The sequence below is a fragment of the Planococcus beigongshangi genome, from assembly GCF_016820495.1.
GTDB lineage: Bacteria > Bacillota > Bacilli > Bacillales_A > Planococcaceae > Planococcus > Planococcus beigongshangi.
In genome coordinates, this window is sequence record NZ_JADHDU010000006.1 from 1 (window position 1) to 12683 (window position 12683).

11 protein-coding genes and 2 other annotated features are annotated in these 12683 nt (G+C 46.0%); of the genes, 5 read left to right on the forward strand and 6 right to left on the reverse strand.

Annotated elements, in window-relative coordinates; all coding sequences use genetic code 11:
• The 6 genes from IQ294_RS12680 to IQ294_RS12705 form a co-directional block, all read right to left on the reverse strand.
• The coding region (locus IQ294_RS12680) for an Hsp33 family molecular chaperone HslO (protein ID WP_203334429.1) at window positions 1–278 on the reverse strand (278 nt) is incomplete at its 3' end.
• Window positions 279–486: 208 nt separating this feature from the next.
• The gene (brnQ, locus tag IQ294_RS12685) at window positions 487–1812 is read right to left on the reverse strand and encodes a branched-chain amino acid transport system II carrier protein (protein WP_203334430.1); all 1326 of its coding nucleotides are present in this window, start codon (window positions 1810–1812) and stop codon (window positions 487–489) included.
• A 116-nt stretch (window positions 1813–1928) separates the two neighbouring features.
• Window positions 1929–2179 (reverse strand) — a binding site (T-box leader).
• A 145-nt stretch (window positions 2180–2324) separates the two neighbouring features.
• Window positions 2325–2999, reverse strand: a complete 675-nt coding sequence (locus IQ294_RS12690) for an ABC transporter ATP-binding protein (RefSeq protein WP_203334431.1) — start codon at window positions 2997–2999, stop codon at window positions 2325–2327.
• A gap of 1 nt (window position 3000) precedes the next feature.
• Window positions 3001–4035 (reverse strand): ABC transporter permease, encoded by a 1035-nt coding sequence (locus tag IQ294_RS12695; RefSeq protein WP_203334432.1) that lies wholly within the window; start codon window positions 4033–4035, stop codon window positions 3001–3003.
• A gap of 133 nt (window positions 4036–4168) precedes the next feature.
• A complete protein-coding gene (locus IQ294_RS12700; RefSeq protein ID WP_203334433.1) occupies window positions 4169–5539 on the reverse strand; it encodes a sensor histidine kinase in 1371 nt (456 codons plus the stop codon).
• Window positions 5536–6210: a response regulator transcription factor gene (locus IQ294_RS12705; protein ID WP_203334434.1), complete on the reverse strand. Its 675-nt coding sequence runs from the start codon at window positions 6208–6210 to the stop codon at window positions 5536–5538. Before IQ294_RS12705 ends, IQ294_RS12700 begins: the two co-directional genes overlap by 4 nt.
• Before the next feature lie 453 nt (window positions 6211–6663).
• Window positions 6664–6918 (forward strand) — a binding site (T-box leader).
• Window positions 6919–6991: 73 nt separating this feature from the next.
• Here IQ294_RS12705 and ilvE point away from each other — a divergent pair.
• From ilvE to ilvC, 5 genes are read left to right on the forward strand one after another with little or no spacing between them, the layout of a single operon-like run.
• The gene (gene ilvE / locus IQ294_RS12710; protein ID WP_203334435.1) at window positions 6992–7894 is read left to right on the forward strand and encodes a branched-chain-amino-acid transaminase; all 903 of its coding nucleotides are present in this window, start codon (window positions 6992–6994) and stop codon (window positions 7892–7894) included.
• Between the two features lie 15 nt (window positions 7895–7909).
• On the forward strand, window positions 7910–9577 hold the full coding sequence (gene ilvD, locus IQ294_RS12715) for a dihydroxy-acid dehydratase (protein ID WP_203334436.1): 1668 nt from the start codon (window positions 7910–7912) through the stop codon (window positions 9575–9577).
• Window positions 9578–9619: 42 nt separating this feature from the next.
• Window positions 9620–11329 (forward strand): biosynthetic-type acetolactate synthase large subunit, encoded by a 1710-nt coding sequence (gene ilvB, locus IQ294_RS12720; RefSeq protein WP_203334568.1) that lies wholly within the window; start codon window positions 9620–9622, stop codon window positions 11327–11329.
• On the forward strand, window positions 11326–11643 hold the full coding sequence (ilvN, locus tag IQ294_RS12725; protein ID WP_203334437.1) for an acetolactate synthase small subunit: 318 nt from the start codon (window positions 11326–11328) through the stop codon (window positions 11641–11643). The genes ilvB and ilvN overlap by 4 nt, the downstream gene beginning before the upstream one ends.
• 20 nt (window positions 11644–11663) lie before the next feature.
• Window positions 11664–12680 (forward strand): ketol-acid reductoisomerase, encoded by a 1017-nt coding sequence (gene ilvC / locus IQ294_RS12730; protein ID WP_203334438.1) that lies wholly within the window; start codon window positions 11664–11666, stop codon window positions 12678–12680.
• Window positions 12681–12683 lie beyond the last annotated feature (3 nt).

The window sequence follows — 12683 nt, forward strand, 5'->3', positions numbered from 1 at the left end:
TCGTTCAGGTATCCTCTGACATTTCCATTCGCTTCGGTTTCCGCAAAAATTTTATGGAGAGGATTGCTCAACGTTATCTGGAGGCTCATTCGCTGGTTTCCTTTGAGCGTGCCGGAAAGTATGCTCATCGCGGATACCGTTTTGCCCAACATCAGTTTAAGCGATTCAGGCAGTTCTTGGTTTAAAGCAAAGATATCGCGAAGCAGCTGGGTATTATCGATAAAATATAGACGAATCTGTTCTTCATTAATTAATGCCTTAACAATGGCATTTTGCACAACGATTCCCCCCTTTTGCAAAAGTAAGCTAGCTGTACTATAAAACATTACCCGACGTGAGGTTCAAGGGGAGAATGAAATTTTCACGATATTTATTTTTAGTTAACATATGATACCTTAACGGAAGTACTAACTGTTTAACTAGAAAAAATAAAGAGGAGTGCTGCTCAATTAGCACTCCTCTTTATCTTTATCTGGCCATATCTTTTTATAGGGAAGAATTTTCTTTCCATTCTTCAGTGAACTTGTCCTTGAACTTATCAATTCCATACCCAGCCATGGCTGCAAGAAACGCGGGCAGGATCCATCCAAGTCCCTGTTCAAAAAACGGGGTAATCCCTATCCAGTTAGTTGCCAATTCCAGTTGAAATCCGATGCTGATCAATACCTGGTATAGCGCATAAACGGATGTCACGGCTACCGAAAGCCGGAACATCAGCCGGCTTTTTCCTGCAATATGTTCGAAGAGGGAAAGAATGATCAGGACAATGGCGATCGGATAAATAAATACCAATAAAGGGATTGCCAGTTTCAATATTAAATTCAAGCCCAAATTAGATACAAGTAAGCCAACGATTACAAAAACAGCTACGTAGGATCGGTAACTTATTTTCGGATTAATCTCGTTGAAGAATCTCGAACAGGCATTGATCAGACCGACGCATGTGGTGAGACAGGCAAGGATGACAATGATACCGAACAAGAAAGCTCCGCCCCCTCCGAACAATAGGCTGGCTGCAAAAGTTAAAATCTCGGCTCCGTTTTCAAAGCCGTTCTCATTTGGAATGACACGCCCAATCCAGCCCAGTGAAAAGTAAACCACAACCAATCCCAGGCCGGCGATGAGGGCGGCTCCAAATGTGCCTTTCACCAGTTCCGATTTGGATATAGCACCTTTATCTTTCAATGCATTGACAACGACGATTCCAAACGCCAGAGCTGCGACTGCATCCATCGTGAAATACCCTTCCAGGATCCCGGTGACCAAGGGAGATGATGCATATTTTCCAACAGCGGGCGAAGAGACATTACCGAATGTAAAGAAAGCCCTTATGACAAGCACAGCTAAAACAAGCAGCAAAAGGGGCGTCAGGTATTGTCCGATGCGATCCACAATTTTCTTTGGATTTAAACTGATCAAATAAGTAATACCAAAAAACACCAGGGAGAATGCAGCGAGCGCAAATCCGCCGTCAACGTGAAAGACTTGTTTGAAGCCCAGTTCATAAGCAACGCTTGAAGCTCGGGGTATCCCGTAGAAAGCGCCGATCGAGAGATAGATGATAATAGCAAAGGCCATGCCGAAAACGTAATGCACCCGGTTGCCCATGGATACTAATCCGTTATCGGACAAAGCGACAGCCATAATGGCCATAAATGGCAATAGAACACCCGTGATAAGGAAACCGGCAATCGCTGATCCAAAGCTGCTCCCGGATTCCAAACCTAGAAGAGGGGGAAAGATAAGATTCCCTGCTCCGAAAAATAAAGAAAAAAGCATAAATCCTGCAAATACTACATTGGTTCGACTCATCATAATTCCTCCTGAATTTTAGTTGGATACTCGAAGCTTCCACAGCTTCAAAACTACTGTGGCTGCTGCGTTGTTATCGCCATACTCAATTTTTTGCATAAAAAAACCCGTCCCTGAAAAGGGACGAGTTTGTGCTCGCGATACCACCCATATTCCGCAAGTTCCATACAAAAGAAACATTCCGGCGCTTAGTCGACGTACAATCATACGTCTTCCCGATAACGGTGGAAATCCGGCAAATCTTACTGTTTTCAGCTTTGCATCTCGGAGATGATTTTCGGATAAGATTCGTCCATCGGCTTTCACCAAGCGCCGACTCTCTGAGGAACAGTTATCTTCTCTTACTCTTTCTCGTCATTGATTCTTATTTATACAACTTAACTTAGCAAATGCTAATCGGAAAAGTCAATATACTTTATTGGTTCGAAATGGATTTGTTTCTATTTCTTTTGGTTCTCCTACTATACCGTTACAACTGCTTAAGTGAGAAATTAAAAGAATAGCGCTTCACGTCACTCGGCCAAACCATCTTTCATCGTGATGATATGGTCAGCATACGCCAGCATTTCCTCGTCATGAGTCACCATTAAGGTGGTGATGTTCAAAGTTTTCGTCAAATCGCGGATCAGCTCCATGACATCTTTTGACCGTTTTGAATCCAGGCTGGCCGTCGGTTCGTCCGCAAAAAGCATTTGAGGTTTGTGGATGATAGCCCGGGCAATCGCTACCCGCTGTCTTTCGCCGCCTGATAAGGACGCGGGGTAGGCGGACTTTCGATGTTCCATGCCGATCAGTTTCAGGATATCGGCAATCTCCTTTTTTTGCTGCACTTTGTTTAATGTCGTTTCCGACACTTCGAGCATCAGAAAAAGTTGTTCTTCCACGGTAAGGAAAGGGACAAGATGCGCTGACTGGAAGACAAAGCCGAAATCGCTGGCACGGATTTTCCGGATTTGCTCCTGGTTCATGCTGGTCATATTCCTGCCATTGAACAGGATTTTTCCATCCGATGCCGGCTGTAGGCCAGCGGCAATTGTCAGCAAAGTACTTTTGCCGGATCCGGAAGCACCGACAAGTGCGGTAATTTCGCCTTGTTGAAGCGTCAGGTCAATTCCCTTTAATATTTCTTCTGCCACTTCACCCGTTGTAAACGTTTTTCTCAGTTCATTGATCGTAAAAATTGTCATATTACACTTCTCCTTGTTGAATCGCCTGCAGCGGTTCGACTTTTTTGATTTGGATGCCTGAAAGCGTAGCGCCGACAAAACCGATGAGGAGGAAAACGATGGACAATTGGACCGTTGTGACTGCAGTTAAGCTGAAAGGCATACCGTCCGGTGCGATAAAATTGAAACTCTGGCTGAGCGCAATCGATAACGCCAGCGCAATGGCGGTGATGAAGAACATCTGCGTCCACATCATTTTGAACAATGCACTCGTCTTCACGCCAATCGCTTTTAAAATGCCATACAATCCGATTTTTTGCACATTCATCATATAGAAGAATATGGCGAAAAGCAGTCCGCTGATTACGACGAGAAACCAGACAATCATGTTGAGAGACAGCTGTTCTGCACTGTAGCTGGGAATCGTATTGAGGAACTCGCTGTTCGTAAACGATTGCAGTCCGTCAATGACTGGGGTTTCGCCTCCATCTGGAATGAAAATCAATTGCATTTCATTTACCCGGTACATCTCTTTGTAGTTTTCCATATTGATGAAAGCGACTGGGGCGTGGCTGTATTTTTGCTGATCGACAAAGCCCTTCACGGTAAATTCGCCGCTGAATTGGTTGTTGGTCAGTATATCCCCAACTTTTAACCCTTCTTCTTCCAAAGAACGGTCCAGGACAATTTCGCCTGCTTGGACGTTTTCAAACAACTCCGATTCCGTTGAAGTGACAAACGCCACACTGCGCTGTTTGTCTGCTTCATCATTCAAAAATCCCATTTGAATGGATAGCGCAGCAGCCCCATCGTGTTCATTTAAGGCCGCTTTCTGGGTGTTCGGGTCGATCAGCGAAAGGTTATACGTTTCTTCCGCATCTTCATTCATATAAAATTGCCCATCCGGCAAATCTTTGATCAGTGCTGCATTGTCCTGGGACAACCCGTTCGCAAGCCCTGATATGATGAAAGTCAAAAAACTGACAAGAAACACAATCGAACCCAGAATCATAAATTTCACTTTGCTTTTTTTAATTTCTTTCCATGCAATGTTCATCTGTAAGCCTCCGATTTCTTTATTACCCTTAGTTTATAGGGCTTAGATGAACGGAAGGTGAACAAGCCATTACATTTCGAAAGGAAATTCATACAAGGCTGTCCTCTGTGAAGAAATGAAAAGCCAAAGCGTATTACAATCGCGGCAACACTACATGTATGGTTGTTCCGGCTTTGGGAGAACTGGTGATTTCAATCGACCCTTTATGCAATTCGACAATTTCTTTAACAATGGCCAATCCTAACCCTGAGCCTTTTACGGACCGCACCCGAGCCTGGTCCGCCCGGTAAAAACGGTCAAATGCACGGACAGTTTCCTCTGCCGACATGCCGATCCCTTCATCCCGTATTTCCAGTACCATCTCTTTTGGCGAAGAACTTAAACTGAGTTCAATGGCGCCTCCCGGCTCGCTGTATTTAATCGCATTGGTCAATAAATTCTCCCAGACTGTCTGAAGAAGGACGGCATTTCCTTTTACGTTAACAGATGCCAATTGCGCTGAAATCCCGAGCTCTTTTTCGTCAAACGCGTAGCGCAAATGAGACAGGGTGTCCCGTATTTGCTGGTCGATGGAAATCACTTCACTGAGTTCCTGCACTTCTTTATCAAAAGATGCCAACGTAAGCAATTGATTGGTCAACAGCGACAAATGCGTCGTTTCTTCCTGAATGATGTCCGCATATTTTTTTTTCTCTTCTTCGTTGCTTCCGATTTTTTGCAGAAGAGATAAATAACTTTGAATGGTATGGAGAGGGGATTGAATGTCATGTGAAACATTGTGAACGAATTCTTTGCGTTTTAATGTGGATTGTTCAACGCGATTGCGCATTGTGACGAACTGATCGGCCAGTCGGCCAATTTCATCTTTTCGGTTAATGGAAAGAGGGACATCGAAGGTTTCCGTGCCCATTTTTTCCGTTGCTTCCGTTAATTTGGTAATCGGCTGAATCAATAAACGTGCCACCAGCAGCATGCCAATAAAACTCAAGATAATGATGCCGACTGCTAATCCGCCGAATAAGAAGCGAAGTTCCTGGAACAGAAGCTTTATATCCGGACGCAAAAAGAGTGCATGGTTTTCACCATTCAATTCCAACGGCACACCGATGGAATTTTCCAGCTCATTGGCGAAAAATCCGGTGACAAAAGTCTCCCGCGGAAATTCGCGTATGCCGTTAAAGGCGTCTCCCTGAAGAACTTGCTGAATGTCTGCCTCATCAATCGTTTCGTCACGAAACTTTGCGCCATAACGGTTGACAGTGTCCCCGTCTGTGACATACAGCTGGTAACCCGCATCGCCCAGCATCTGAAATGTGGCTTCGATTTGATCCGCCGGTACACTTTCCGCGAACTCTGCAATCGAAGTGGCGATAGCGAGATTTTTATCATTATTTTCTGCTTTCAGGTATTGGTCGTAATAAGTGTTCATTGCAAAAAAAGAGATGATGCTGCTGACCAGCATCGTCGCAAAAGTGAACCAGACAAATTTGACGTAAAGGCTCATGCGTTCACCTCAAGTTTATAGCCTACACCGCGTACAGTGACAATCTGCACATCGGGAGCAAAACTTTCCAATCGCCGGCGCAGCCGTTTTATGTGAACATTTACGGTCTGTTCATCCCCCTGGAAATCAATTCCCCAAATTCGCTCGATTATCAGATCTCTGCTCAGTACTTGTCTGGGTTTGGAGGCGAGCAGGGTCAGCAATTCAAATTCCTTGAGCGGAATGATTAAAATCCCTTGATCCGATTGGACTTCGTAACTTTTAAAATCAATGGTTAACGTACCAATGGCCAATGTGTCATCCGCAGGCTGGTCATATCTCCGCAGAATGGCTTTGACGCGGTACAATAATTCTTTCGATTCAAAAGGTTTAACCAAATAATCATCAGAACCGGCTAAGAATCCGCGCTCTTTATCTTCAATATGATGCCGGGCAGTCAGCAGGATGACGGGGAGATTGTAGTCTTTCCGCAATATTTTCGTGAGTTCAAAACCATCCATTCCCGGCATCATGACATCCACTATCGCTAAATCCACATTTCTGGAATCCAAGCACCCTAATGCTTGTTCGCCTGATTCGGCCTCAATTACTTCATAGCCACTTAGGCGAAGTTCGGCTGAAACAAAATTCAGCATATGTAAATCGTCATCTACTGCGAGTATCCGTATCAAATTATCCCTCCGTTATATCTTTTATACTACGTCCGATAAATTGACTATAAAGCTAAAAATGAGGTGAAGCAACGAATAGAGGGCAGGATCGTGTTCAAAATTTTATTGCGGTAAAAAATCTGCATAAAAATAAAAACTATATTGAGATAATAAATTGCTTTCAAAAAAGTTGCGATTATCTCTCTGGCCGCTGAAGCTGTCCAGTAGGTTACATGGTCATTTTTCTTGCAAAATTTAAATGCATATAAAGAAGCAATAATTTTATCCAGCCTCAGTCGCCAGCTTGGTTTATACTTGTGGAGCCTTTTACTTTAGCCATATTTCAGCCGTATATTTGTATAGGGATAAAATCTTCTTTTGATAAAACTTTCCAATCTTTTAAAAACTAAAGCAAAAAAGTGTTTGACAACTTAGTTTATTGCTGATAGTTTTGGAATTAAGAATTTTTGAAAAATAAAATCGTTGACGAGAAGAGTAAGATAAGTGCCCTGTTCCACAGAGAGTCGGTAGATGGTGCGAGCCGATGTCCAGAACTTATCCGAAAATCATCTCCGAGATGCAATGCTGAAAGATTTTGTTTAAGCATTGTCGGGCTGTCCCCCGTTACAAGGAACAACGTATGATTGTACGTTGATCGAGTGTCGTAAGTGGATATTACTATTCATTTACGGAACTAGGGTGGTATCGCGAGCTAAACTCGTCCCTTTTTTAAGGGACGGGTTTTTTTGTTTTTCAAAATTTGTATGAATATAAAAAAACAATAAGAAATGAGGAATGACAGATGAGTGAGCAATTGATTTTCTTGAATGGTGAGTTTGTCAGCAAAAAAGACGCTGTTGTTTCTGTGTATGACCACGGCTTTTTATACGGAGACGGTGTGTTCGAAGGGGTACGCGTCTATGAAGGCAATGTCTTCCGGCTTCAGGAACATATTGACAGGCTGTATGATTCCGCGAAATCAATCATGTTATCTGTTCCTTACAGCAAACAGGAAATGAGCGATCTGGTCGTTGAGACGTTAAGGAAAAACGAGTTGCAGAATGCTTATATCCGCGTAGTCGTTTCAAGAGGAGTGGGAAATCTCGGACTGGATCCATCTTCCTGTGCACGGCCGCAAGTCATCGTCATTGCAGAAGAACTGGCGCTGTTCCCGAAAGAATTGTACAAGACGGGAATCGACATCGTTTCTGTGGCGACGAGAAGAACCCGGGCTGATGTGCTGTCGCCGAAAGTTAAGTCATTGAATTATTTAAACAATATCCTGGTCCGGATCGAAGCCAATTTAGCGGGCGTCAGCGAAGCGTTGATGCTGAACGACCAAGGCTATGTGGCTGAAGGTTCAGCGGACAACGTATTCATTGTCAAGAACGGTGAAATTTTGACGCCGCCCGGCTATGTGGGAGCACTGGAAGGAATCACAAGAAACGCCATCATGGAAATTGCACATGAGCTGGGCTTCCCGATGCGGGAGCAGGTTTTCACCAGGCACGATGTCTATGTCGCGGATGAAGTCTTTTTAACCGGAACAGCCGTAGAAGTGATTGCAGTCGTGAAAGTTGATGGCAGAGTCATCGGCGATGGCAAACCAGGCGATTGCACGAACCGGCTCCTCGAAGAATTCAGGAAAACAGTCGTTGAAAATGGCACAAAAGTATATGGACAGGAAAATGTCCAAGTTGTTTGATGAGGGGGAAATAGTATGCGCAGCGACATGATCAAAAAAGGCATCGACCGGGCTCCACACAGGAGTCTGCTGTATGCAACAGGAGTAACACTAAAGGATATGGAAAAACCGTTCATCGGGGTCTGCAATTCTTATATCGATATTATCCCAGGACATATGCACTTGAGGCAATTTGCCGATGTCGTCAAAGATGCCATCCGGGAAGCCGGAGGTATTCCGTTTGAATTCAATACAATCGGAGTGGATGACGGCATTGCGATGGGGCATATCGGCATGCGGTATTCGCTGCCAAGCAGGGAGCTTATTGCAGACTCAGCGGAAACTGTCATCAATGCCCATTGGTTTGACGGAGTTTTCTATATTCCGAACTGCGATAAAATTACGCCGGGAATGCTGATGGCGTCAGTAAGGACGAATGTGCCTTCTGTATTCGTTTCAGGAGGCCCGATGGAAGCCGGCGTTTCCAGCGCCGGCGAACCGTTGTCGCTTGTCTCTGTATTTGAAGGGGTAGGAGCTTATCAATCGGGAAGAATGTCTGAAGCGGAATTGCTGGATGTGGAACAAAATGCCTGCCCGACATGCGGTTCCTGTTCCGGGATGTTCACGGCCAACTCGATGAACTCGCTCATGGAAATGCTTGGAGTTGCGCTGCCGGGCAACGGAACGCTTGTGGCGACTTCAAAAGAGCGGCATCAATTGATCTACGATGCTGCCCGCCATTTGGTTGAATTGATAAAAAAAGACATCAAACCGAGAGATATCATCACAAAAGATACAATTGATGATGCCTTCGCGCTCGATATGGCGATGGGCGGATCGACGAATACCGTCCTGCATACGCTTGCGATAGCGCACGAAGCTGAAATCGAGTATGACCTGAGCCGGATAAACAAAGTGGCGGAGCGCATTCCGTATCTGTCCAAAATCAGCCCGGCATCCGATTATTCCATGCAGGATGTACATAATGCAGGCGGTGTCAGCGCCATCATCAAACAGCTTTGTGAAATGGAAGGAGCGGTTCACCCGGACCGGGTCACGATTACCGGAAAATCACTTTATGAAAATGTGAAAGATGCGGAAGTTTTGAATGATGATGTCATCCGCAACAAGGAAACAGCGCACAGCCCTGTTGGCGGATTGTCGATTCTGTTCGGAAATATTGCACCGGACGGTTGTGTCATCAAAGTGGGCGCAGTCGATCCCGCCATCAAAACTTTCCGGGGCGAAGCGATTGTCTTCGATTCTCAAGATAAAGTGATGGCCGGAATTGAAAATGGCGATGTTCAGGAAGGGCATGTGGTGGTCATTCGGCTTGAAGGGCCAAAAGGCGGACCCGGAATGCCGGAAATGCTTGCGCCAACCGCCGCTATTGCGGGAAGAGGGCTTGAAAAGAAAGTGGCATTGATCACGGATGGGCGATTTTCAGGAGCTTCAAGAGGAATTTCCATCGGCCACATTTCACCGGAAGCGGCTGAAGGCGGGCCTATCGCTTTCGTCAAAAATGGCGATGAGATCTTTATTGATTTGGAGAACCGTGAAATCACTCTCGTTGTTTCCGAAGCGGAACTGGCAGCAAGAAAAGTGGGATGGACGGAGCCGCCGCCAAAAATTAAAAAAGGATATTTAGCCCGTTATTCGAAACTTGTAACTTCTGCGAGCACGGGTGGAGTTATGAAAATCTAATTAGATGAAAAGGAGGAGACAAATTTGGAAGCGAAAGAGGCATTGGCAATATTGTCAATATTGGCAACTGAAGAAGTGACAGGCAATGGGGAGGATCTTTTCATCCAATCCCTGAAACAGGAAGGCGTGGAAATTTTGTTCGGTTATCCTGGCGGCGCAGTATTGGGCATTTACGATGCGTTATATAAGTCGCCGATCAAACACATTCTTGCCCGCCATGAACAGGGCGCCATCCACGCGGCAGAAGGCTATGCCCGTGTTTCCGGGAAACCGGGTGTCGTCCTGGCCACTTCAGGTCCGGGCGCGACCAATTTAGTCACCGGAATCGCCGATGCCATGATGGACTCGCTGCCGCTTGTCATTTTCACCGGCCAGGTGGCTTCTCATGTTCTGGGGACGGACGCTTTTCAGGAAGCGGACGTGGTCGGCATGACGACACCCATCACCAAACATAATTACCAGGTGAAAAAAATCGGGGATCTTCCCAGAATCATGAAAGAAGCTTTTCATATAGCATCAACCGGCAGGCCAGGTCCCGTATTAGTGGACATACCCAAAGATTTAGCAGCGGATCCAGCTGTTCCGCTGCTGAAAATCGAAGTGGATCTCCCGGGATACCAGCCTCTTTCCGATTCGGATCCGCTGCATGTAAAACATTTGATGGAAGCACTTGGAAATTCCAGCAAACCGCTTATTTTAGCGGGTGCAGGCGTTTTACATGCAAAAGCTTCCGAAGAATTGCTCTTATTTTCGGAGCGTTATAATTTGCCGGTGGCCCATACACTTTTAGGGCTTGGCGGATTTCCGGCGGAGCACCCTCTCTTTTTGGGGATGGCCGGAATGCACGGCTGCTACACCGCCAATATGGCTATCTCAGAATGTGACTTATTGATAAATATCGGAGCGCGTTTTGATGACCGGTTGACTGGGAATTTGGCTTCGTTTGCGCCATTCGCTAAAGTTGCCCACATCGACATCGACCCATCGGAAATCGGTAAAAACGTCGAGACGCATTTGCCGGTTGCCGGGGATGCAAAAGCCGTGTTGACGGCAATTCTGAACCAAAGAGCGAAAAATCAGGATTTGCAGAGCTGGTTAGAGCATTTGGAAAACTATAAAAGAGATTACCCTTATTGGCATACCGAAACGGAGGAATTCCTTTCCCCGCAGCGTTTGATTGAATTGGTGCACAAGCATACAAATGGCGATGCGATTGTCACGACGGATGTCGGCCAGCATCAAATGTGGGCTGCGCAGTATTACGCTTTTTCACGCCCGAACCGTTGGGTAACTTCCGGCGGACTGGGAACTATGGGGTTCGGTTTCCCGGCAGCCATCGGAGCGCAATTGGCTGAACCTGAGGCTGCAGTCGTTTCGCTGGCTGGAGACGGCGGTTTTCAAATGACTTTGCAGGAATTGATCCTATTAAAGGAATGGAACTTGCCTGTAAAAGTTTTGATTGTCAACAACGGATCACTGGGAATGGTTCGCCAGTGGCAAGAAACGTTCTACGGCAAACGATTTTCACAATCGGTCTTTTCCCTCCAGCCTGACTTTCTGAAGCTCGCAGAATCTTATGGAATAAAAGCTTACCGCATCAGCACGGAACAGGAAGCGGAGACGTTATTCGGGGAAGTGCTGTCAGACCGGGAGCCGGTTCTGATCGATTGCCGTGTGAACCCGGCTGAAAACGTCTATCCAATGGTGGCGCCAGGCAAAGGATTGCATGAAATGATCGGGGTGAAAACATGAAAAAAGGAACAATCACTGCATTCGTGCAAAACCAGAACACTGTACTGACGCGTCTTATGGCTTTGTTAGCAAAACACCAATTCCAAATCGAAAGTCTGTGGGTCGGCTGCACCGAAGTGGAAGACGTTTCAAAAGTGACGGTTATCGTTAAAGAAGAGACTGGCCATAAATTCAGGCAGCTGGTGAAACAAGTCGAAAAGCAAATTGAAGTGCTTTTCGTCATGGAAGGAACAGACTTACAAGTGGTTGAAGAACAATTCGAATTGATCAAAGCGCACAACTCAGCAAAAGTATTGGTGCATTTAAAGGAATGAAAAAAGAGGAGATGACTGGAATGGTAAAGGTCTATTATGAAGCAGATGTGAATGAAGACGAGTTGAAAGGCAAAACAATGGCGGTCATTGGCTATGGTTCGCAAGGGCATGCACATGCGCAGAATTTGCGTGACAGCGGCCATCAGGTAGTGGTCGGATTGCGCCAAGGGAAATCATGGGCTCAGGCAGAAAAGGATGGATTCCGCGTATTGCCTGTCACTGCCGCGTGCGAAGAAGCGGATGTCATCATGGTTTTATTGCCGGATGAAAACCAGCCTGCCGTTTATGAAAATGAAATTAAACCTTCTTTGTCCGCAGGAAAAGCGCTTGCGTTCACCCACGGTTTCAACATTCACTTCCATCAAGTCGTTCCGCCTGCCAATGTTGATGTTTTTTTAGTGGCTCCGAAAGGTCCCGGCCACTTGGTGCGGCGGACATTTGAAGAAGGCGCAGGCGTCCCGGCGCTGGTTGGCGTCCATCAAAACGTCACTGGCCAGGCAAAAGCACTTGCTTTAGCTTATGCAAAAGGCATCGGTTCGGCTCGCGCAGGTGTGCTGGAAACAGATTTCAAAGAAGAAACCGAAACCGATCTTTTTGGCGAGCAGGCGGTTCTTTGCGGCGGCTTGACGTCACTTGTAAAAGCGGGGTTCGAAACGCTGGTTGAAGCAGGATACCAGCAGGAAGTGGCTTATTTCGAATGTATGCACGAGCTGAAATTGATCGTTGACTTGATGTATGAACAAGGTCTTGACGGGATGCGCCATTCCATTTCAGACACCGCCCAATGGGGAGATTTCGTTTCCGGGCCAAAAGTGATCAATACGGAAACAAAAGCGCGTATGAAAGAAGTGCTGGCGGATATCCAGTCAGGTGAATTTGCAAAAGGATGGATCCTTGAAAACCAGGCAAACCGCCCTGTGTTCAATGCAGTCGCCAATCGCGAAAAACAGCATCCGATCGAAGTGGTCGGCAAAGATTTGCGGAAAATGATGCCTTTCGTGCAGCAGAAGCTGAAGAAAGAGTTAGTGGAAACGTAATTT